The organism is Ruegeria sp. E1 (assembly GCF_056534225.1).
In genome coordinates this window covers 151844-171556 of sequence record NZ_JBQFPE010000003.1, presented here as the reverse complement: position 1 = coordinate 171556, position 19713 = coordinate 151844, and the positions used below count along the sequence as shown (strand labels likewise).

The window sequence follows — 19713 nt, the reverse complement described above, 5'->3', positions numbered from 1 at the left end:
CGTCGATATGGCGCTCATGAGACCGAATTCAACACCTTTTCCCGAACCTCACCTGTTTGTCAGACCCGTTCCGCCCGTTGATTGGGCGGTTTTACGTCAAACTGCTCGAATCCGGGCGTCCCGCGATCTTGTGGATTGCGGGCAAGGTGCTTGGCCTTGATCTGCACCGAGCTGTCGCGGCTGCCGTCATGGCTGTACCCGGGCGGGGCAAAGCAATAGGCCAGACGCTGACGCAGGCTCAGCCCCGGTTGCGTCGCATCGCGCCAGATGCCGACCCATTCGTGAAAGGCCACGCGCAGCGGGTTGAACGTGCCGATATTGTGGACCAGACCGTAATCGACACGGTCATCCTCTTGTTCAGGCACGAACGTGCCGAACATCTTGTCCCAGATGATGAACACGCCCGCATAATTGCAATCCAGGTACCGCGCGTTGCGCCCGTGATGGGCGCGGTGGTGGCTGGGGGTGTTCATCACCGCCTCGAACCAGCGGGGCATTTTGTGGATGGCTTCGGTGTGGATCCAGAACTGATAGATCAGGTTCAGCCCGCCGACAAACAGCACCATCGCCGGATGGAACCCCAGCAGGATCAGCGGCGCGCGCACCACCATCATGAAGGTGAACGTATAGGTCCAGGTCTGTCGCAGTGCCGTGGTCAGGTTGTAGTGCTGCGAGCTGTGGTGGTTCACATGGCTGGCCCAGACCCAGCGGATGCGATGCCCGAACCGATGCACCCAGTAATACCGCAGGTCATCCAGCACAAAGCAAAGGATGATCACCGGGATCGACGTGCCAAGGTTCAAAGGCGTGATCTGCCACAGCCACATGAAGAACGCATAGGCGATGAACCCCAGCAGAAAGCCCGACGCGATGTTCCCGGCCCCCATGATCAATGAGGTCACGGCGTCGCGCGTCTCATACCGCCCACCCCGGCCTTTGACGGCGATCCACAGGAACTCGGCCAGAATGGCGGCGATGAAGAAGGGCACGGCCCATTGCACCGCGTCGGGAAAGGTAATCTGGTCAGTCATTCCGGGTCCATCAGGTGACGCCAATGGCGGCGCTCGATTTCATCAAGGCGGATCAGGGCGCGGGGGGTGGAAAAATCATGAAACTGAACCTCGAAGCCGTCGGGATTTTCGATCCAGTCGAAATCCAACAGGTGCCGCGCAACCGTATCGGCCCCATGCGACCACAGCAGCCCGGCCCCGGTCTCGGTCCGCACAAGGGCGGCGTGACCGTCATGGGCGATGGTCGCATCGATCACCGTGTCATCGGGGAAATGCCGCAGCCATTGATCCGGCGCCGTTTCACGCGTCAGCACATGCCGCCGGGATTTGCCCGTCAGATGCAGCAGCAGCGTGATTCCGGCGATGCCGCCGACCACCAGAACAAGCAGTATTTCAAGCGGCATTCCGTCCTCCTGCGCGCAGAGTGCAAAGGACAGGGGCCAGTGTCAAAGGTGGCGTCGCGTCAGCCGATGCGCCTATTTTGTGATGGTATATGTACCGCCGGAATCGCCCTTGCCTTTGTTTCGGGTGAACGTGACCTGATTTCCTTCTACAGTCACCTTCTGGCAATCCTGAGGCACCTGATTGTCCCCAACGACCAGAGTGCGGCACCAAAACCGCTTACTCCAGACCCATGCGCCCGCAAATTTGGTCCCGTTGTTCTGCCGGCCAGAGATTTTGCCGTCCGACCCAATCGTAAATTTGGCGTTGGTCCCGACAAGTTCCTTATCGGCCACCGTCTCAAGAAATTGGCTTTCCTTTTTGATATCCTTGGCCTGTGCTGCAACCGTCGACACAAATACCACCGACACCGCAGCAGCGATCATTGAAATGGTTCTCACGAATAAACCTCCCACTCAAAACAAGCGGGAGGGTATCACGACGCAACCTGTTTCGCTATCAGCTTTCCCCGCCAACCAGCGCGCCGATAATCGCCTTGGCACTGTCGGAATTCCACTCGGCATCGCCAATCAGCCGCGCGATTTCCTGACCTTCGGGGTTCAGGATAACCGTGATCGGCAGGGCGATGACGCCAAATTCGCGCGCGGCGGACTGGTTGGGGTCTTGATGCCGGGGCAGGTTCTCGATCCCGTTCTCTTCAAAGAACTTCTTGATCCCGGCGGGGTTGTTGCGGCCCGTCGCCAGCGTCAGAACCTGAAACTTGTCGCCGCCGAATTCCTGCTGCAACTCGGCGATCTGCGGCATTTCCTTGCGGCAGGGCGCGCACCATGTGGCCCAGAAATTGATCAGCACATATTTGCCGCGATAATCTTCCAGCGTGCCGACGCCGCCGTCATCCTCCAGCTGAAATTCGATCACCTTGGCCTCTTTCGGCTCTTTATGCAGGATCAGCCGTTTCAGCGTCCCGTCACGCAGCGGGCCCAATGTCTCGGCATCACTGGCCAAAGCGGCATTTGCACCCAGCGCAAGGGCCATATAAAGGGGGATCAGACGTAACAGGCGCATATCAACTCCGGGTTTTCTTTCATGACCGATCAATCCTCGAACCAGATGTGGGGCGGCCGCTTTGCCGCCGGTCCAGACGCGATCATGGAGGCAATCAACGCCTCGATCGGGTTCGATCAGCGGATGGCAGCCCAGGACATTGCAGGCTCGCGCGCCCATGCCGCCATGTTGGCTGCCACAGGCGTTATTACTGATAATGACGCGCAGGCCATTCGGGAAGGGCTGCTCACAGTCTTGTCAGAAATCCAGAACGGAGACTTTCAGTTCTCGACCGCTTTGGAAGACATTCACATGAACGTCGAGGCGCGGCTGAAAGAGGTGATCGGAGAGCCCGCAGGCCGTCTGCACACAGGTCGATCGCGCAACGATCAGGTCGCCACCGACTTCAAACTCTGGGTTCGCGATCAGTTCGACGCCGCCGAAACCGGCCTTCTGGCCCTGATCCGTGCGCTTCTGGCACAGGCCGAGGCCGGGGCCGATTGGGTCATGCCCGGTTTCACCCACCTGCAAACCGCGCAGCCGGTGACATGGGGCCATCACATGATGGCCTATGTCGAGATGTTTGGCCGCGACCTGAGCCGCGTGCGCGACGCGCGTGCCCGGATGAACGAATCCCCGCTGGGCGCTGCGGCGCTGGCAGGCACGTCCTTCCCCATTGACCGCGCTATGACCGCTGCGGCACTGGGCTTTGACCGCCCCGCCGCCAACTCGCTGGACGCCGTCAGCGACCGCGACTTCGCGCTCGAGTTCCTGTCGACCGCCTCGATCTGCGCCGTGCACCTGTCGCGCTTTGCCGAAGAACTGGTGATCTGGTCCTCGGCCCAATTCCGCTTTGTGACGCTGTCGGATCGGTTCTCGACCGGCTCGTCGATCATGCCGCAAAAGAAAAACCCCGATGCCGCTGAACTGATCCGCGCCAAGGTGGGCCGCATCTATGGCGCAAATACAGCGCTGATGATGGTGATGAAGGGGCTTCCGCTGGCCTATTCCAAGGACATGCAGGAAGACAAGGAACAGGTCTTTGACGCTGCCGACAACTGGATGCTGGCGCTGGCCGCGATGGAAGGCATGGTCAAGGATATGACCGCCAACCGCGACAGTCTTGCGGCGGCGGCGGGATCTGGTTTCTCTACCGCGACCGATCTGGCCGACTGGCTGGTGCGGGTGCTGGGCCTGCCGTTCCGCGATGCGCATCACGTCACTGGATCGCTGGTAGCGATGGCCGAAGGCAAAGGCTGCGACCTGCCCGATCTGACGCTTGAGGATATGCAATCGGTCCATGCAGACATCACCGATGACGTCTTTTCTGTCCTTACGGTCGAAAATTCGGTAATCTCGCGCCAGTCCTATGGCGGCACGGCGCCCGATCAGGTGCGTGCCCAGATCAAGCGGTGGAAGGCGCTGGTGTGATGCAGATAGTGCGGGTGATCCTTCTGATTTCAGCTGCGGCAGTCCTCGCCGGATGCGGCGCGGATGGCGAACCGATCCAACCCACCATGAGCGCGAATGTCGGCGTCGGCACCAGCGGCGCCTATGGCGGCGTCGGTCTTGGCCTGCGCCGGGGTGGTCTGGGCGTCTATCTGGGGCTCTGACCACGTGAAACCCATCCTTGCGCTTTGCGTTCTGGCCCTGCTGGCGGGCTGCGATCCCGCAGGCAACCCCCGCCCCGACCCTGAGCCGAAACCCAGCGGCTCGGGCATTTCGATCTCGGGCTATGGGCAGGTTGGTGTGTCCACCGGCGGATAAGGCGCGGAATCATTTGATCCGAATACCTCTTTTGGTCTAAGCGCGCGGGTATGGATCACTTTCTCTACCGCGACGGCGCGCTCTACGCCGAGGATGTTGCAATCTCCGAAATCGCTGCCGCGGTCGGAACCCCGTTCTATGTCTATTCCACCGCGACCCTGCTGCGCCATTTCCAGCTGTTTGATGACGCGCTCGCGGGCACCGATCACCTCGTCTGCTACGCGATGAAGGCGGCCAGCAATCAGGCGATCCTGAAAACGCTGGCGCAGGCGGGCGCGGGGATGGATGTGGTCTCGGGCGGCGAATACCTGCGCGCCAAGGCGGCAGGCGTGCCGGGCGACAAGATCGTCTTTTCGGGCGTCGGCAAAACGGCGGATGAGATTCGCACCGCCCTGACCGGTGGCATCCGTCAGTTCAACGTCGAATCCGAGCCCGAGATGGAGGTGATCAACGCCATCGCACTGGAACTGGGCGTGATTGCGTCGATCACCGTGCGGGTGAATCCGGATGTGGACGCCAAGACCCACGCCAAGATCGCCACCGGCAAGTCCGAGAACAAATTCGGCATTCCCATCGCCCGCGCGTCCGAGGTTTACGCCCACGCCGCAAGCCTGCCGGGGCTGCGGGTGATTGGCATCGACGTCCATATCGGCTCGCAACTGACCGAGCTTGAGCCGTTTGAGCTGGCCTATACCAAGGTCGCAGAACTGACTGAACGCCTGCGCGCTGAAGGCCACGACATTCGCCGCCTCGATCTGGGCGGGGGTTTGGGTATTCCCTATACTCGCTCGAACGACGCGCCGCCGCTGCCGGTGGAATATGGCGCATTGATCAAGAAAACGCTGGGCCATCTGGATTGCGAGATCGAGATTGAACCGGGCCGCCTGATCGCGGGCAATGCGGGGCTGATGGTCAGCAAGGTGATCTATGTGAAATCCGGCGAGGGGCGTGATTTCCTGATTCTCGACGGGGCGATGAACGACCTGATCCGCCCTGCAATGTACGAGGCGCATCACGATATTGTTTCCGTTCAGGAACCCGCCCCGGGGGTCGAACAACAGCCCTATGACATCGTCGGCCCCGTCTGCGAATCCGGCGATACATTCGCCAAACAGCGCAATATGCCGCCGCTGACACCGGGCGATCTGGTGGCGTTTCGCAGCGCCGGGGCCTATGGCGCGGTGATGGCCAGCGAATACAACTCGCGCCCGCTGATCCCCGAAGTGCTGGTGCATGGGGATCAATTTGCCGTAATTCGTGAACGGCCAAGCTTTGACGAAATGATAAACCGCGATACCATACCCTCGTGGCTCTGACGCGATAGGCGCACAAGGGCCCGATGACCGGAGGCCCGCCTTGCGCGACCAAACGAAACTGCCAATTCCCAGACTGTCCCTGTGGCTGACCCACGGGGGGATGCTGGCCGAGCGGGTCTGGCGCGCTTTCTGGCCGTTTTTCTCGGGCCTTATGGCGGTTTTGGCGGCTTTGATGCTGGGCCTGCAGGATCTGGTGCGGGTCGAAACCGTCTGGATTACCGGCGCGGTGCTGCTGCTGGCCCTGTTGGGGGCGCTGATCTGGGGCATCCGGCGATTCCACCTGCCCACCCGGGCGCAGGCTTTGGTGCGGCTGGATGAAACCCTGCCCGGGCGTCCGATTCAGGCGCTGATGGACGATCAGGCCATCGGCGCGATGGATGCGGATTCGGTGGCCCTGTGGCAGGCGCACCAGTCCCGCATGGCTGCACGCGCCGCGCAGGCCGAACCTGTGAAACCCGACCTGCGGCTTGCCGCGCGTGATCCCTATGCCCTGCGCTATGCTGCCTTGTTGGCGCTGGTGGTTGCGGCGCTGTTCGGCTCGTTCTGGCGCATCGGCTCGGTGGCCGACATGACACCTGGCACCGCGGATGCTGCCCAAGGCCCCACATGGGAGGGCTGGGTTGAACCGCCGCGCTATACCGGCCTGCCGACGCTCTATCTTGCGGATCAGGATGAACCCACTCTTTCCGTGCCGCAGGGCAGTCGCATCACCTTGCGGTTCTACGGCGAGGTCGGCGCGCATACGCTCAGCGAAACAACCTCGGCCTCAGGGGCCGAAGCGGCGGCCGAGCCCGAACATGATTTTGTGGCCGAACGGTCCGGGCAGCTACGCATCGATGGACCTGCAGGCCGCGACTGGGCGTTGGAGGTTGTCGCCGACGCTGCCCCGCAGATCGCCGTGGCAGGATCCGCCGGGTCCGAGGCCGGCGGGCAGATGAAACTGCCCTACGCCGCCAGCGACGACTATGCCATCGTGTCCGGCTCGGCGGTGATCGAGCTTGATCTGGCCTCGGTCGACCGCCAATTCGGGCTGGCAACCGACCCCGAACCGCGCCCATCTATTGAAATCCCGCTGCCGCTGCCCATCACCGGGGATCGGGCCGAGTTCACCGAGGATCTGATCGAAGATTTCTCGCAGCACCCTTGGGCGCATCTGCCCGTGACTATCACGCTCAGCGCGGTGGATGACGCTGATCAGCAATCCGCCTCGGAACCGTTTCAAACCAACCTGCCCGCGCGCCGCTTCTTTGACCCGCTGGCCGCAGCGGTGATCGAACAGCGCCGCGACCTGCTTTGGACCAAGGACAACGCCCTGCGGGTGTCGCAGCTGCTGCGCGCGGTCTCGCACCTGCCCGAGGACCTGTTCCGCTCCGACACCGCCTATCTGCGCCTGCGTGTGATCCTGCGCAGGTTGGAGACTTTTGATCGCTACGGCGCGCTGAACCTCAAGCAGCAGGAAGAAATCGCACAGGCCTTGTGGGATCTGGCGGTTCTGATCGAGGATGGCACGCTGGCCGATGCGCTGGAGCGGATGCGCCGCGCACAGGAACGGCTGACCGAGGCGATGCAGAACGGGGCCAGCGACGAAGAGATCGCCGAGCTGATGCAGGAACTACGCGAGGCGACGCAGGATTACATGCGTCAGTTGCAACGTCTGGCGCAGGAAAATGGTGAGACGCCGCAGGGCCAGCAAGGGCCCAACGGCGAAACCCTGCAAATGACGCAGGATGACCTGCAGCGGATGATGGACCGCATTCAGGAACTGATGGAACAGGGCCGCATGGCCGAGGCGCAGCAGGCGCTGGAAGAGTTCCAGCAGATGATGGAAAACATGCGCGTCACCCAAGGGCAGGGTCAGGGGGGCCAATCCGAAGGGCAGCAAGCCATGGAAGGTCTGGCCGAAACCCTGCGTGAACAGCAGGGCCTCAGCGATCAGGCGTTCCGCGACCTGCAGGAACAGTTCAACCCCGGCGCGCAGGCCGGTGAAAATCAGGGCAACGAAGGCCGCTCGGGCGGTCAGGGCCGCGGCCAAAGCCACGAAGGTCAGGGCGGTCAGGGTCAAGGCCAGGATCAGGCGGGCGAAGATCAGCAGGGTCAGGGATCCTTGGCAGACCGTCAGCAAGCCCTGCGGGATGAATTGCAACGTCAGCAACAGGGCCTGCCGGGTGGCGGCAGCCCCGAAGGCGAAGCCGCGCGCGATGCGCTGGATCGTGCCGGTCGCGCCATGGACGAGGCCGAACAGGCCCTGCGCGGCGATGATCTGGCCGAAGCGATCGACCGCCAATCCGAAGCGATGGAAGCCCTGCGCGAGGGGATGCGGTCGCTGGGCGAGGCGCTGGCGCAAAACCAGCAGAACCAGCCGGGGCAGGGCACCGAGGCCGGTGACATGCAGGCCGACAACCGCGATCCGCTGGGCCGCGCACCCGGGTCCGCAGGCTCGATCTCAACCGAAGACAATCTGCTGCAGGGCGAGGACGTCTATCGCCGTGCCCGCGAGTTGCTGGACGAAATCCGCCGCCGGACCGGTGAAACCGACCGGCCGCAGATCGAACTGGAATACCTCAAACGGTTGTTAGAGCGGTTCTGACCGCCGGAAACGCCTGCGGCGCTCCCGGAACGCTATAGCTTCGCGGCACGAGTCAAATAAACCCGGAAACGCTTTAATTCTGCGCCGCGCCACCGGTTTGCGCCTCAAGCCACAGACGGGCCTGATCCACAAAGGACACGTAGGATTTCAGCACCGGGTCAGCCTGCGGAACAGCCTCGCTGATCTGGCTGGCGTTGCTGTAGACCAGCAACAGGATGATCCCGATAATCACGATCAACGCGAATCCACGCAGGAAGCCGCCCGATTTGCGCGGGGCCTCGGATGCCGTTTCTTTCGATTTGGCATCGCTGCCGCTTTTCAGCCCGGTATTGATGGCCTGAACATCCGGCAGTGCGTTTTTCTGGCCCGAATCCTCAGCAGTCGCCGTAGCCGCCGGTCGCTTGGGTTTGACCTTCGGTTCCTCGGGCGGGTCCAGCGCAAGATCGGGTTGGCTTTCCAGACTGCTGCCTTCCTGCGCCCGCAGCTCCGCCTCGCGCGCCGCCTCTTCCTTGAGGATGTTGGCGACACTGGGATCCACATTGCCGGTATCTTCCGCCTTTTCCGGCTCCGGCGCGACCTCATCGGCTGGCGCTGCGGCGGCATCCCCGACCGGCTCTGCCACCATGGCTTCGACCGTGTCGGGCTGATCCTTCGCGGTTTCGGGATGTTTCGGCTGAAACCATGTCTGCTCGCAATTCGAACACTGCACGTCACGCCCGTTCTCCGGGATGACGTCGTCCGGCACTTCGTACTGAGCGCTGCAATTCGGACACGTAAGTCGCATACTGCCTCCTGGCCTGACTGCGGGCCTGATAATAGTTTTTTTTATAATGATATTCCGTTAAGCCCCAAGCGCAAAGCGTGTTTTCGGTTTCCCGGACCAACTGTCACCAATTGGCCCCGTCCGGGGCATTGAAACCCGCGCCACGCTGGGGCAAGACAGGCAAATAACAAAGGGGACAGGCGTGATCGAGCTGGAAAGTGTCAGCTACAGCTACGGCGGCGGCGAATTGCTGAGCGATGTGTCGCTGCAACTGCAGTCTGGGTCGTTTCATTTTCTGACCGGCCCGTCGGGCGCAGGCAAGACCACGCTGCTCAAGCTTTGCTATGGCGCATTGCTGCCGACCTCGGGCAGGCTCAGCGCCTTTGGGGATGACATCGCCGGGCTGGATCGCGACCAGATGGCCGTGCTGCGGCGGCGCATCGGCATGGTGCATCAGGATTGCCGGTTTCTCGACCACATGACGCTGGCTGAAAATGTGGCGCTGCCGCTGATGGTTTCGGGCCGTGCTCTGGACACCGAACAGGACAACCTGACCGAGTTGCTGAACTGGGTTGGCCTTGGCAGTCGGCTTGAGGCGCATCCGCCCGAGTTGTCCGGCGGCGAGCGTCAACGCGCCGCCTTGGCCCGCGCCGTCATCCTGTCGCCCGATATCGTGCTGGCCGATGAACCAACCGGCAATGTCGACTGGGAGATGTCGCAACGCCTGCTGCGTCTGCTGGTCGAGTTGAACCGCATGGGCAAAACCGTTCTGATCGCCACCCATGACCTGTCCCTGATCCGCGCCGCCAAAAGTCAGGTGCAGGCGCGGGTGTTGCGGATTTCACAGCGCAGGCTGCAACTGGCGGGGGCAGATCTATGAGTGGTGAAGACATCCGCGCCCTGCTGCGCCGCGACACCCGCGCCGACCGCGTCGTGCCGCCCACCGGGTTTACCGCGCATCTGACGCTGTTCGTATCCGGCGCGATGGCGTTTCTGGCGGTGTTTGCGCTGGCGCTGTCACTGGCCTCGGGGCGCTTGGCGGATCGCTGGGCCTCGGAACTGGCCGGTGCCGCAACCCTGCGCATCAACGCACCGGCAGATCAGATGGCCGCCCAAACACAGGCCGCACTGACCGTCTTAAAGCAAACCCCCGGCGTCGCGTCTGCCCGTGCGCTATCGACCGAGGAACAGGCCGCCCTGCTGGCCCCCTGGTTCGGCCCCGACCTGCCGCTGGATACGCTGCCCATCCCGCAGTTGATCGAGATCACCGAGGGCGAACCCGGCCTCGACGCGGCGGGCCTGCGCCTGCGACTGGGGGCCGAGGTGCCGGGCGCGGTGCTGGACGACCATTCCCGCTGGCGCGAGCCGCTGGTATCCGCGGCCAACTCGCTGCGGCGGTTGGGCTGGGTGTCGATCCTGCTGATTGGTGGGGCCACGGCGGCAATGATTACGCTGGCCGCAAACGCCTCGCTCGCGGCAAATGCGCAGATCATCGAAGTGCTGCGTCAGGTCGGCGCAAAGGATGGCTTTATCGCGGGCGCCTTTGTACGCCGCTTCACCTTTCGCGCCCTGTTCGGGGCCGCCGTCGGCACCCTCTTGGGCATGAGCGGCGTTCTGCTGCTGCCCGAAGCCTCGGAAGAGGGTGGGTTTCTGACCGGCCTCGGCTTTCAGGGCATCGGCTGGCTGCTGCCCGCGCTCATCCCCGTTCTGGGGGCCGCCGTTGCCTTTGTCGCCACATGGTCTGCCGCGCGCCGCAAGTTAAAGGAGCTTTCGTGATGTTCATGGCCGTGCAATGGGTGCGATCGCTGATTTTCATGATCACGATCTACGTATGGATGCTGATCCTGGGTATCGTCTTTGCGCCCTACGCTCTGTTTACCAAACGCGGCGCGCTGCGGGCGTGCAAAACCTACGCCCGCACAACGATGTGGCTGGCCCGCTGGATGGTCGGTATCCGCTGCGAAACACGCGGTTCGGTTCCGACCGGCGAGGTTGTCATCGGTGCCAAACACCAGTCCTTCCTCGACATCATCATGATCTTCGACGCAATTCCGCACGGCAAGTTCATCATGAAACGCGAACTTCTCTGGACCCCTGTGATTGGCATGTATGCCCGCCGTCTGGGCTGTATCCCGGTCAATCGCGGCAAACGCGGCGCGGCGGTTGCGAAAATGGTCAAAGACGTTGCCAAGGAATTCAGCGAACCCGGCCAGCTGGTGATCTACCCCCAAGGCACGCGTGTGGCTCCGGGCGTGCAAAAGCCCTATAAGGTCGGCACGGCGGTACTCTACGAAGGGCTCGGCTTTCCCTGCGTTCCCGTGGCGACCAATGCCGGGGTGTTCTGGCCGCGCACCGGCGTGTTGCGCAAGCCCGGTCTGGCCATTGTCGACTTTCTTGATCCGATCGATCCGGGCATCGGGCGCAATGAATTTCTGGCACAGCTTGAGACTGTGATCGAAACACGCTCGGACGCGCTGATGCGGGAAGTGGGGTTTGATCCTGATGCAGTACATTGACGACATCGCAACGCTCGAAACGCTATACGGAGAGCCGGGTTCCGCATCGCTCCGCAAGGTCGCCCGCCGCCTGACCCCGCTTTATCGCAAATGGATCATGACCGCGCGCCTTTGCGTGCTCTGTACGGTCGGGCCCGAAGGGGTGGATGGCAGCCCACGCGGCGACGATGGCCCCGTGGTTCTGGAGCTTGATCCCGGCACGCTGGCACTGCCGGACTGGCGCGGAAACAACCGGCTGGACAGCCTGCGCAACATTGTCCGGGATGAACGGGTATCGTTGATGTTCATCGTCCCCGGCTCAAACAATGTGGTGCGCGTGATCGGCACCGCACGCCTGACTGCGGATGAAGACCTGCGCGCCCGGTTTGAAAAACAGGGCAAACAGCCCGCAACGGTTATCGTGATCAAAATCTCGGAAATCTACACGCAATGTGCACGCGCCCTGATCCGTGCCGGGACCTGGACCAGCGGTGATGAAAGCGCAGACTTGCCGACCGCGGGCGAAATTCTGGCCGAGATGACCGCAGGCGAGGAAGGCGGCGCGCGCTACGATTCCGAGTGGGGTGCGCGCGCGGCCAAAACCATGTGGTAGAGGGGGCTCTGCCCCCGCCGCGGCAAGCCGCGACTCCCCCGGAGTATTTTTGAAAAGATGAAGCCGGGATCCGCTCTTCATCTGTCTCTAAATATCCCGGAGCGCGAGGCAGAGCCTCGCATCCCGAACTTTCAACCCGCGCAGGTTTACGAGTGGATCGGACCGTCGCCACAAGCCAGTGCCGCTTCGCGCACGGCCTCGGAATAGGTCGGATGCGCGTGGCAGGTCAGGGCCAGATCCTCGGCGGATGCTCCGAATTCCATCGCCACGCAGACCTCGTGGATCAGGTCTCCGGCGGCGGGGCCGATGATGTGTGCGCCCAGAATGCGATCGGTTTCCTTGTCGGCAAGGATTTTGACAAACCCATCGGCGGCAAAGTTCGCCTTGGCGCGGCCATTGCCCATGAACATGAACTTGCCGACCTTGTAGGCGCGGCCCTGTTCCTTGAGCGTCGCTTCGGTTTCGCCGACATTCGCAACTTCGGGCCAGGTGTAGATCACGCCAGGAATGACGCCGTAATTCACATGCCCATGCTTGCCCGCGACCTGCTCGGCGGCGGCCATGCCTTCATCCTCGGCCTTGTGGGCCAGCATCGGGCCTTCGGTCACGTCGCCGATGGCGTAGATGCCGGGCACGTTGGTTTGCCAGTCTGCACCCACCTTGATCTGACCGCGCGGCGTCATTTCGACACCCAGCGCCTCAAGTCCCAAGCCATCCGAGAACGGTTTGCGCCCGGTGGCAACGAGAACGGTGTCGGCGTCGATCACATGCTCACTGTCATCCTTCAGCAGCTTGTAAGTGACCTTGGCCTTGGTCTTCGTGGCTTCGGTCTTTTGCACCGCCGCGCCCATGACGAATTTCAGGCCCTGTTTCTTAAGGATGCGCTGGAAGGTCTTCTGCACTTCGGGGTCCATGCCCGGTGTGATTTCCTTGAGGAACTCGATCACCGTCACCTCGGCCCCAAGACGGCTGTAGACCGAGCCCAGCTCCAGCCCGATCACGCCCGCGCCGATCACCACCATCTTCTTCGGGATCTTGCCCAGAGACAGCGCCCCGGTCGAGGTCACAACGACCTTCTCGTCCACGGTCACACCCGGCAGCGATGAAGGCTCGGACCCCGAGGCGATGATGATGTTCTTGGCTTCATGCACCTCATCCCCCACCTTGACCTGACCGGCAGCAGGGATCGAGCCCCAGCCTTTCAGCCAGTCGATCTTGTTCTTCTTGAACAGGAACTCGATGCCCTTGGTGTTGCCCTCGATCACTTCGTCCTTATAGGCCTGCATCTGCTTCCAATCGACCGAAGGCGATTTGCCCTTCAGGCCCATCTTGGCAAAGTTATGCTCGGCCTCATGCAGCTGGTGGCTGGCGTGCAGCAGCGCCTTTGACGGGATGCAGCCCACGTTCAAACAGGTGCCGCCCAGCGTCTCGCGCCCCTCGACAACGGCTGTCTTTAGGCCAAGCTGCGCGCAGCGGATGGCGCAGACATAGCCGCCGGGGCCGGCTCCGATTACGATAACGTCATAGCTGGACATTGGGGCACTCCTTGATGTGTCTTGACCGCGCCCGGATCATGGGCGCGGCAGTCAGGCCTTACAAGGCCGTAAGATATAGATAAACGGTTGCAAGAAATCCTGCCAGCCAGACAAGCGTGCGCAGGAACGGGACCGGGATGGCAAAGGCGTATACCGGGACAAAGACGATACGGGCGACCAGAAAGACCTGAGCTGCCAGCAGCGTTCCGGGCGTGAAGCTGTCGCTGACGGCAAGGATCAGCACAGCAGGCGCAAACAGCGCCATGGCGACGACCGAGTTCGACAGCGTGCGCTCAACCCGCGCGGCAACGCCCGTCAGCGGCGGCATGTCGTCCCGCGCGCCGCCCAGCGTCATCAGCCCGACCTGAGACATGGCGGTCAGGATGTTCAGCAGAATGATCACCACGACCAGCAGACCGTAAAGCGCAAGAATGGAAAGTTCCGAAGACATGGTCACATATCCTTTTTCAATGAATGTCCGGGTCCGGGACTAACATTTCGAAGGCTCATGGGCAGGCGGGGTTCACGCGTAAGTGCTGTTGCGTGTGCGGGAAAGGCCCCGCACACGCGGATTGTCAGACGGGCTCCAGCACTTTGACCTGAATATGCGCGACACCGCCGCGTTCATGGTGCATGGCCAGTTCTTCGGATTCCAGAAAGTCCTGCGCCCGGTTCAGATCGGTGACCTCGAACATCGCAACCGCATGGTCGCGCTGGTCGGGGTCCTTCCAGATGTGCAGGTCGCGGATGCCCGCGGCCTCGCGCATCGGTTTGTCGTCCCGGAACACCTTCAGCCAGGCATTGAAATCGGCCACATCGGCCTGCCAGAGTATATGTGTCGCCATGATTACAGATCCATCAACAGGCGGCGCGGGTCTTCCAGCGCCTCTTTCACGCGGACAAGGAACGTTACCGCGCCTTTACCGTCCACGATCCGGTGATCATAGGACAGCGCCAGATACATCATCGGGCGGATCTTGATCTCACCATTCACGACCATCGGACGGTCTTGAATCTTGTGCATCCCCAGAATACCCGACTGCGGCGGGTTCAGGATCGGCGAGGACATCAGCGAGCCATAGACGCCACCGTTCGAGATGGTGAAGGTACCGCCCTGCATTTCCGCCATGCTCAGCTTGCCGTCACGGGCGCGCTGGCCTTTTTCGGCGATGGCTTTTTCGATAGCGGCAAAGGACATCGAATCCGCATCGCGGATCACCGGCACCACCAGACCCTGCGGCGTACCGGCGGCCACGCCCATATGGACGAAGTTCTTGTAGACGATATCGGTGCCGTCAATCTCGGCATTGACTTCCGGAACCTCTTTCAGCGCATGGCAGCAGGCCTTGGTGAAGAAGGACATAAAGCCCAGCTTCACGCCGTGTTTCTTCTGAAACAGCTCTTTGTATTCGTTGCGCAGGGCCATCACCTCGGTCATGTCCACCTCATTATAGGTGGTCAGGATCGCAGCCGTATTCTGCGCATCCTTCAGGCGCTTGGCGATGGTCTGGCGCAGGCGCGTCATGCGCACGCGTTCCTCGCGGGCGGCGTCATCCGCAGCAACCGGGGCGCGCGGAGCCTGGGCAGCGGGGGCGGGCGCAGCCGCCGCAGGAGCTGGGGCCGAAGCCGCCGCCGCAACGGCTTTTGCCACATCCTCTTTCATGATGCGGCCATCGCGGCCCGTGCCGGTGACCTGATCGGCGGACAGACCAGCCTCGGCCATGGCTTTCTCAGCCGAAGGCGCATTGGCTACGTCCTTGCCCGTTGCAGCCGCCGCCGGGGCCGCTGCCGCTGCGGCGGGGGCCGGGGCCGCACCGGCTGCCGCGCCCGAGATCACCGCCAGTTTGGCACTTGCATCCACGGTTGCGCCTTCGGGGGCCACGATTTCGGCCAGAACGCCCGCCGCCGGGGCCGGAACCTCGACCGAGACCTTGTCGGTTTCCAACTCGCACAGCATCTCGTCCTGCGCGACGGCGTCGCCAACTTGCTTGAACCATGTCGAAACGGTTGCTTCGGTCACAGATTCGCCCAGCGTGGGCACCATGACATCAACGCTGCCGCCCGACGCTGCCGGGGCTGCCGCTGCAGGTGCCGCCGCCGCTGCAGGGGCCGGTGCGGCCCCGTCGCCGGCTGCGATCGTGGCCAGCAGGGCATCGACACCAACGGTTTCACCTTCGGCGGCGACAATCTCACCCATCACACCCGCGCTTGGGGCGGGCACTTCGACCGTGACCTTGTCGGTCTCAAGCTCACAGAGCATCTCATCTACGGCAACCGCGTCGCCGGGTTTCTTGAACCATGTCGCAACCGTGGCTTCGGTGACGGACTCGCCCAGCGTGGGAACTCGAACTTCAATGGACATCGATTATTTTCCTTCAATGCTCAGCGCTTCGTTCACCAGCGCTTCTTGTTGGGCTTTGTGTTGGCTGGCCAGACCCGTCGCGGGCGAGGCCGAAGTGGCGCGGCCGACATAGCGCGGCCTTTTGTACTCGGCCTTGATACGGCCAAGCACCCATTCAATATTGGGCTCGATAAAGTTCCAGGCTCCCTGGTTCTTGGGCTCTTCCTGACACCAGACCATCTCGGCCCCCTTGAACCGTTCAAGCTCGTTGATCAGCGAATGCGCGGGGAACGGATAGAACTGCTCGATCCGCATCAGATAGACATCGTCGATCCCGCGTGCATCGCGTTCCTCCAGCAGATCGAAATAGACCTTGCCCGAACACATGACCACACGCTTGATCTTGTCATCGGCCACCAGCTTGGTGTCCGAGTTTCCGTGCTGCGCATCGTCCCACAACACCCTGTGGAAGCTTGACCCGGTGGTGAACTGGTCGGCGGTGCTGACTGCCAGCTTGTGGCGCAGCAACGACTTGGGCGTCACCAGAATCAGCGGCTTGCGGAAGGTCCGGTGCAGCTGACGTCGCAGGATGTGGAAATAGTTCGCAGGCGTTGTGCAATTCGCCACGATCCAGTTGTCCTGACCGCACATCTGCAGGAACCGCTCCAGCCGCGCGGACGAGTGTTCGGGGCCTTGCCCCTCGAACCCGTGCGGCAGCAGACAGACCAGACCGGACATGCGCAGCCATTTGCTCTCGCCCGAGCTGATGAACTGATCGAACATGATCTGCGCGCCGTTGGCAAAATCGCCAAACTGTGCCTCCCATAAGGTCAGAGCATTGGGTTCGGCCAGCGAATAGCCATATTCAAAGCCCAGCACCGCATATTCCGACAGCATCGAGTCGATTACTTCGTAGTTCGACTGGCCTTTTCGAATATTGTTCAGTGGGTAGTAGCGTTCTTCACTTTCCTGATGCACGAAACCGGAATGGCGCTGGCTGAACGTGCCGCGCGTTGCATCCTGCCCGGACAAGCGCACCGGATAGCCCTCGGTCAGCAGCGAGCCAAAGGCCAGCGCCTCGCCCGTGGCCCAGTCAAACCCGGTACCCGTTTCGAACATCTTCTTCTTGTGGTCCAAAAGACGGGCCACCGTCTTGTGCACCGCGATGTCGTCGGGCGCATGGGTCAGCGCCTGACCAATCTCGGCCAGCGTTTCCGGCTTGATCGCGGTCTGACCTCGGACATATTCGTCCTTGTTCTTGTCCAGATGCGACCAGCGCCCGTCCAGCCAATCGGCCTTGTTGGGCTTGTAATCCTTGCCCGCTTCAAACTCATCATTCAGATGCGCCTGGAACGCGGCTTTCATATCTTCGATCTCGCCCTCGGGGATCAGCCCGTCCCGGACCAGACGCTCGGTGTACAGCGACAGTGTGGTCTTATGCGTCTTGATCTTCTTGTACATGATCGGGTTGGTGAACATGGGCTCATCGCCCTCGTTATGACCAAACCGGCGATAGCAGAAGATGTCGATGACCACGTCCTTGTGGAACTTCTGACGGAATTCGGTTGCCACCTTGGCGGCGTGCACCACCGCTTCGGGGTCGTCACCGTTGACGTGGAAAATCGGCGCCTCAACCATCAGCGCAATATCCGTCGGATATGGGCTGGACCGGCTGAAATGCGGCGCAGTGGTAAAGCCGATCTGGTTGTTCACCACGATATGCATGGTGCCACCGGTCTTGTGCCCGCGCAGACCGCTTAGGCCAAAGCCTTCGGCCACCACGCCCTGACCTGCAAAGGCCGCATCACCATGCAGCAGAATGCCCATGACGGCGGTACGATCTGTGTCCTTCAACTGATCCTGCTTGGCCCGCACCTTGCCCAGAACCACGGGGTTCACCGCCTCAAGGTGGCTGGGGTTCGCGGTCAGCGACAGGTGGACGCTGTTGCCATCAAATTCCCGGTCGCTTGACGCCCCAAGGTGGTATTTCACATCGCCCGAGCCATCCACGTCTTCGGGTTTAAAGCTGCCGCCCTGAAACTCGTTGAAGATCGCGCGATAAGGCTTGCGCATCACATTGGCCAGAATGTTCAGACGGCCCCGATGCGGCATCCCGATCACGATGTCCCGCACACCCAAAGCGCCACCGCGCTTGATGATCTGCTCCATCGCCGGGATCAGGCTTTCGCCGCCGTCCAGACCGAACCGCTTGGTGCCCATGTATTTGACGTGCAGGAACTTTTCGAACCCTTCGGCCTCGACCATCTTGTTCAGGATCGCCTTGCGGCCTTCCTTGGTAAACGCGATTTCCTTGCCGTAACCTTCGATCCGCTCTTTCAGCCACGCGGCCTCTTCCGGGTTCGAGATATGCATGTATTGCAGCGCAAATGTGCCACAGTAAGTCCGTTTCACGATCTCGACGATCTGGCGCATCGAGGCCACCTGCAGCCCCAGCACGTTGTCGATAAAGATCGGGCGATCCATGTCGGCATCGGTAAAGCCATAGGTTTTGGGGTCCAGTTCCGGATGCGTGCTGGCCGCGCGCATCCCCAGCGGGTCCAGATTTGCAGCCAGATGACCCCGGATACGATAGGCCCGGATCAGCATCAGCGCCCGCAGACTGTCCAGCACCGCGCGCTTGATCTGGTCTTCGCTGACCGCAACGCCCTTGTCCGCCGCCTTGTCCTTGATCTTCTTGCCAGCCGCCTTCGCGTCGATCTCAGCCCATTCCCCGGTCAGCGCCCCCGTCAGGTCATCGGTCGGCATCGGGGGCCAGTCGCTCCGTGCCCAGGAAGGCCCCTCAGCCTCGCGCTGCACGTCCGGTGTGGCATCACCCATCGCGCCGAAAAACTCGACCCAGGCGGCATCCACCGCACCGGGATCCTTGGTGTATTGGGCATAAAGCTGTTCCAGATATTCGGCATTATGCCCCTGCATAAAGCTCGAGGCATGAAACTGGTCGTTAGGGCTGTGTTCGGTCATGGGGCTACCTCTGTTGGGTTGGGACCGTATTTGTTGGTGCCGGGTTCGCTGGGACGGGCCAGCCACCAGAGCACCAGAAGGGGTGACACCACCAGAACGATGAGTGTCGGGATGACGATAAGCAACGTGGCCTCGGTCAGCAGGATGTCCAGCGTGCCGCCATGGAACTGGCTGGCAAGGCCGATGCCAAAGATCAGGACGGCCAAAGCACCAAGGATCAGCAGGATCGGCAACAAGGCATAAAGCCCGCTGCGCCCGGTATCATGCATCCGCCGCCAGGCGACAGCCAGATGCGGGAAGAAAACGATCAGCGCCACAATGGACTGCACCGGCCCCGAGGACGTGGCCGCAACGGATGTAGATGCCTCGGTCTCGGACACCGCGACCTGCGTGAAAAACTTCAGATCAACGACTCCGGCGATGATGCTCCAGATCAGAATGAAGAGGAAAAAGAACCAGTATTCGGGCCGCGAGGCACGGCCTGAGAAGGTGAAGAACTTGGCGAAACAGGTGCGGATGGCGTCAGAGAAGGTCATCTTCATAATCCGCAAACTATGCTCGCGCGCTGATTGTCGCGCAACCTGTCAAGGAATGTCGGCTCCAACTCTGAAACAACCGGCGTATCGCCGCAAAGCTGCCTGCCAAATGTGAACAATGCATCCGAAGAAATCAGACTTGGATCATAGGACACGATGTTCGGATCGCTTGGAAAATCGACCAAGACCACTCTGACCCCGCCTGGCGCTTCTTCCTGAGCCAAGCGCTCTGGAAACGACACGGCCCAGAACAACAAGGCAAAAAAGCCGCCTAGAAGGCAGCACAGAAAGCCTATGATCTTGAGAAACCTCATCTCAGATG

20 protein-coding genes are annotated in these 19713 nt (G+C 61.7%); 9 read left to right on the top strand and 11 right to left on the bottom strand.

What is annotated here, in order from left to right; translation table 11 throughout:
• Positions 1 to 59: 59 nt before the first annotated feature.
• The 4 genes from ACR0FG_RS04450 to ACR0FG_RS04435 all read right to left on the bottom strand — a co-directional run bounded on the left by ACR0FG_RS04450 (position 60) and on the right by ACR0FG_RS04435 (position 2477).
• Positions 60 to 1031, bottom strand: coding sequence for a sterol desaturase family protein (locus ACR0FG_RS04450; protein WP_480890548.1), 972 nt, complete (start codon positions 1029 to 1031; stop codon positions 60 to 62).
• On the bottom strand, positions 1028 to 1414 hold the full coding sequence (locus ACR0FG_RS04445; protein ID WP_480890545.1) for a hypothetical protein: 387 nt from the start codon (positions 1412 to 1414) through the stop codon (positions 1028 to 1030). Before ACR0FG_RS04445 ends, ACR0FG_RS04450 begins: the two co-directional genes overlap by 4 nt.
• Positions 1415 to 1486: 72 nt before the next feature.
• Complete coding sequence (locus ACR0FG_RS04440) at positions 1487 to 1852, bottom strand: hypothetical protein (RefSeq protein WP_480890543.1); 366 nt, start codon at positions 1850 to 1852, stop codon at positions 1487 to 1489.
• A gap of 58 nt (positions 1853 to 1910) precedes the next feature.
• Positions 1911 to 2477: a TlpA disulfide reductase family protein gene (locus ACR0FG_RS04435; protein ID WP_480890540.1), complete on the bottom strand. Its 567-nt coding sequence runs from the start codon at positions 2475 to 2477 to the stop codon at positions 1911 to 1913.
• Between the two features lie 21 nt (positions 2478 to 2498).
• On the opposite strand from ACR0FG_RS04435, the gene argH reads away from it, so the two are divergent.
• Genes argH through ACR0FG_RS04410 form a run of 5 tightly spaced genes read left to right on the top strand, consistent with a single transcriptional unit; the run spans position 2499 to position 8126 of the window.
• Positions 2499 to 3887: an argininosuccinate lyase gene (gene argH / locus ACR0FG_RS04430; protein ID WP_480890538.1), complete on the top strand. Its 1389-nt coding sequence runs from the start codon at positions 2499 to 2501 to the stop codon at positions 3885 to 3887.
• Entirely contained in the window at positions 3887 to 4069 is a 183-nt protein-coding gene (locus ACR0FG_RS04425) for an argininosuccinate lyase (protein WP_170712636.1), read from the top strand. Before argH ends, ACR0FG_RS04425 begins: the two co-directional genes overlap by 1 nt.
• Before the next feature lie 4 nt (positions 4070 to 4073).
• The gene (locus ACR0FG_RS04420) at positions 4074 to 4223 is read left to right on the top strand and encodes a hypothetical protein (RefSeq protein WP_480890535.1); all 150 of its coding nucleotides are present in this window, start codon (positions 4074 to 4076) and stop codon (positions 4221 to 4223) included.
• A 50-nt stretch (positions 4224 to 4273) separates the two neighbouring features.
• A complete protein-coding gene (gene lysA, locus ACR0FG_RS04415; protein WP_480890533.1) occupies positions 4274 to 5539 on the top strand; it encodes a diaminopimelate decarboxylase in 1266 nt (421 codons plus the stop codon).
• A gap of 40 nt (positions 5540 to 5579) precedes the next feature.
• Complete coding sequence (locus tag ACR0FG_RS04410) at positions 5580 to 8126, top strand: TIGR02302 family protein (protein ID WP_480890530.1); 2547 nt, start codon at positions 5580 to 5582, stop codon at positions 8124 to 8126.
• A gap of 73 nt (positions 8127 to 8199) precedes the next feature.
• Here the strand turns inward: ACR0FG_RS04410 and ACR0FG_RS04405 are convergent, their stop codons facing one another.
• Positions 8200 to 8910, bottom strand: a complete 711-nt coding sequence (locus ACR0FG_RS04405) for a zinc-ribbon domain-containing protein (protein WP_480890527.1) — start codon at positions 8908 to 8910, stop codon at positions 8200 to 8202.
• A 181-nt stretch (positions 8911 to 9091) separates the two neighbouring features.
• On the opposite strand from ACR0FG_RS04405, the gene ACR0FG_RS04400 reads away from it, so the two are divergent.
• Genes ACR0FG_RS04400 through ACR0FG_RS04385 form a run of 4 tightly spaced genes read left to right on the top strand, consistent with a single transcriptional unit; the run spans position 9092 to position 11997 of the window.
• The gene (locus ACR0FG_RS04400; protein WP_480890524.1) at positions 9092 to 9769 is read left to right on the top strand and encodes a cell division ATP-binding protein FtsE; all 678 of its coding nucleotides are present in this window, start codon (positions 9092 to 9094) and stop codon (positions 9767 to 9769) included.
• A complete protein-coding gene (locus ACR0FG_RS04395; RefSeq protein WP_480890522.1) occupies positions 9766 to 10665 on the top strand; it encodes a cell division protein FtsX in 900 nt (299 codons plus the stop codon). The genes ACR0FG_RS04400 and ACR0FG_RS04395 overlap by 4 nt, the downstream gene beginning before the upstream one ends.
• Positions 10665 to 11405 carry a lysophospholipid acyltransferase family protein gene (locus ACR0FG_RS04390; protein ID WP_480890903.1) on the top strand — a complete coding sequence of 247 codons (741 nt, stop codon included), beginning with the start codon at positions 10665 to 10667 and terminating at the stop codon, positions 11403 to 11405. Before ACR0FG_RS04395 ends, ACR0FG_RS04390 begins: the two co-directional genes overlap by 1 nt.
• A complete protein-coding gene (locus ACR0FG_RS04385; protein ID WP_480890520.1) occupies positions 11392 to 11997 on the top strand; it encodes a pyridoxamine 5'-phosphate oxidase family protein in 606 nt (201 codons plus the stop codon). The genes ACR0FG_RS04390 and ACR0FG_RS04385 overlap by 14 nt, the downstream gene beginning before the upstream one ends.
• A gap of 146 nt (positions 11998 to 12143) precedes the next feature.
• Here ACR0FG_RS04385 and lpdA read toward each other — a convergent pair whose 3' ends face one another.
• From lpdA to ACR0FG_RS04355, 6 genes are all read right to left on the bottom strand, one after another.
• The gene (lpdA, locus tag ACR0FG_RS04380) at positions 12144 to 13532 is read right to left on the bottom strand and encodes a dihydrolipoyl dehydrogenase (protein WP_480890518.1); all 1389 of its coding nucleotides are present in this window, start codon (positions 13530 to 13532) and stop codon (positions 12144 to 12146) included.
• Positions 13533 to 13590: 58 nt separating this feature from the next.
• Positions 13591 to 13983 carry an MAPEG family protein gene (locus tag ACR0FG_RS04375; RefSeq protein WP_170712655.1) on the bottom strand — a complete coding sequence of 131 codons (393 nt, stop codon included), beginning with the start codon at positions 13981 to 13983 and terminating at the stop codon, positions 13591 to 13593.
• Between the two features lie 124 nt (positions 13984 to 14107).
• On the bottom strand, positions 14108 to 14377 hold the full coding sequence (locus ACR0FG_RS04370; RefSeq protein ID WP_170712657.1) for a hypothetical protein: 270 nt from the start codon (positions 14375 to 14377) through the stop codon (positions 14108 to 14110).
• A gap of 2 nt (positions 14378 to 14379) precedes the next feature.
• A complete protein-coding gene (gene odhB / locus ACR0FG_RS04365; RefSeq protein ID WP_480890514.1) occupies positions 14380 to 15894 on the bottom strand; it encodes a 2-oxoglutarate dehydrogenase complex dihydrolipoyllysine-residue succinyltransferase in 1515 nt (504 codons plus the stop codon).
• Positions 15895 to 15897: 3 nt separating this feature from the next.
• On the bottom strand, positions 15898 to 18855 hold the full coding sequence (locus tag ACR0FG_RS04360) for a 2-oxoglutarate dehydrogenase E1 component (RefSeq protein ID WP_170712660.1): 2958 nt from the start codon (positions 18853 to 18855) through the stop codon (positions 15898 to 15900).
• Positions 18852 to 19391, bottom strand: coding sequence for a DUF805 domain-containing protein (locus ACR0FG_RS04355; protein WP_480890512.1), 540 nt, complete (start codon positions 19389 to 19391; stop codon positions 18852 to 18854). Before ACR0FG_RS04355 ends, ACR0FG_RS04360 begins: the two co-directional genes overlap by 4 nt.
• Positions 19392 to 19713: the final 322 nt, after the last annotated feature.

Excerpts from the sequence above, each read along its gene's own strand:
- ACR0FG_RS04450 (WP_480890548.1), bottom strand. The coding sequence starts at position 1,031 with ATGACTGACCAGATTACCTTTCCCGACGCGGTGCAATGGGCCGTGCCC.
- ACR0FG_RS04445 (WP_480890545.1), bottom strand. The coding sequence starts at position 1,414 with ATGCCGCTTGAAATACTGCTTGTTCTGGTGGTCGGCGGCATCGCCGGA.
- ACR0FG_RS04435 (WP_480890540.1), bottom strand. The coding sequence starts at position 2,477 with ATGCGCCTGTTACGTCTGATCCCCCTTTATATGGCCCTTGCGCTGGGT.
- argH (WP_480890538.1), top strand. The coding sequence starts at position 2,499 with ATGACCGATCAATCCTCGAACCAGATGTGGGGCGGCCGCTTTGCCGCC.
- ACR0FG_RS04425 (WP_170712636.1), top strand. The coding sequence starts at position 3,887 with ATGCAGATAGTGCGGGTGATCCTTCTGATTTCAGCTGCGGCAGTCCTC.
- lysA (WP_480890533.1), top strand. The coding sequence starts at position 4,274 with ATGGATCACTTTCTCTACCGCGACGGCGCGCTCTACGCCGAGGATGTT.
- ACR0FG_RS04405 (WP_480890527.1), bottom strand. The coding sequence starts at position 8,910 with ATGCGACTTACGTGTCCGAATTGCAGCGCTCAGTACGAAGTGCCGGAC.
- ACR0FG_RS04395 (WP_480890522.1), top strand. The coding sequence starts at position 9,766 with ATGAGTGGTGAAGACATCCGCGCCCTGCTGCGCCGCGACACCCGCGCC.
- ACR0FG_RS04390 (WP_480890903.1), top strand. The coding sequence starts at position 10,665 with ATGTTCATGGCCGTGCAATGGGTGCGATCGCTGATTTTCATGATCACG.
- ACR0FG_RS04385 (WP_480890520.1), top strand. The coding sequence starts at position 11,392 with ATGCAGTACATTGACGACATCGCAACGCTCGAAACGCTATACGGAGAG.
- lpdA (WP_480890518.1), bottom strand. The coding sequence starts at position 13,532 with ATGTCCAGCTATGACGTTATCGTAATCGGAGCCGGCCCCGGCGGCTAT.
- ACR0FG_RS04375 (WP_170712655.1), bottom strand. The coding sequence starts at position 13,983 with ATGTCTTCGGAACTTTCCATTCTTGCGCTTTACGGTCTGCTGGTCGTG.
- ACR0FG_RS04370 (WP_170712657.1), bottom strand. The coding sequence starts at position 14,377 with ATGGCGACACATATACTCTGGCAGGCCGATGTGGCCGATTTCAATGCC.
- odhB (WP_480890514.1), bottom strand. The coding sequence starts at position 15,894 with ATGTCCATTGAAGTTCGAGTTCCCACGCTGGGCGAGTCCGTCACCGAA.
- ACR0FG_RS04360 (WP_170712660.1), bottom strand. The coding sequence starts at position 18,855 with ATGACCGAACACAGCCCTAACGACCAGTTTCATGCCTCGAGCTTTATG.
- ACR0FG_RS04355 (WP_480890512.1), bottom strand. The coding sequence starts at position 19,391 with ATGACCTTCTCTGACGCCATCCGCACCTGTTTCGCCAAGTTCTTCACC.